The organism is Rhizobium sp. P1_E6 (assembly GCF_056405875.1).
In genome coordinates this window covers 1-717 of sequence record NZ_JBFUBG010000343.1, presented here as the reverse complement: position 1 = coordinate 717, position 717 = coordinate 1, and the positions used below count along the sequence as shown (strand labels likewise).

The window sequence follows — 717 nt, the reverse complement described above, 5'->3', positions numbered from 1 at the left end:
GCATAAGGCCAACGCTTTCATCGTTCAACTTCGACTCTGCCCGGCGGGCATCCGGCCGTCCACTGCTTTCCGTTGCGATCGTGGCAACGATCAGCTCGATCGGTACGCCGTATTGCTTCGCCGAACGGGTGCAGAGCTCCCCGAATTTCGACCAGATATCGCGCACGGTTGCCGGCTTTCCCGGACTGCCGACGGCTGCGGCCCCTTCGATCGATATCCCCGTTGCGGTCAAGCTCCAATCGACACTCTCGGGAAATATCTTATGCGGTTTGCTGAGTTCCGGGATCAGCTCCGCCAGCAACCGCGGCTTTGAGGGGATAACGCCAGCCGACGGCGGGCCGGCTCGCGGAGCTGCAATGTCGGCGGCCGGCTGGGGCGTGCCGTCTGCGGGCGTAGGTTGGGCCGGTGGCGGCGGATAGCTGGGCGTTTTTCGCGCTTCGACGGCAAGTTCCCGCATGGAATCGGCAATCGTATCCGATTTTTCCTTGGAGCTCTGGCTGCTGCCCCAATAGAAGCTGACAACAGTGCCGGCGATTCCGTTTATAAATCCAACGGCCGTGCCAATAAGACCAAAAGCTGCAATGGAAAACTGGCTATCCGGCTTGACCTCCACGGCACCTGATGCCAGGAGGATAAGAAAGCCGATCATCAGGATCATACCGACCACTGCGATCGCAACCAGCCACATACCGGCCTTAAAAACGATCGGGGCGAGGT

1 protein-coding gene is annotated in these 717 nt (G+C 60.0%); it reads right to left on the bottom strand.

Annotated features, from left to right (window positions below; all coding sequences use genetic code 11):
• Positions 1-717: hypothetical protein (locus tag AC1D35_RS36640; protein WP_477942969.1), on the bottom strand; the 717-nt coding region annotated here is incomplete at both ends.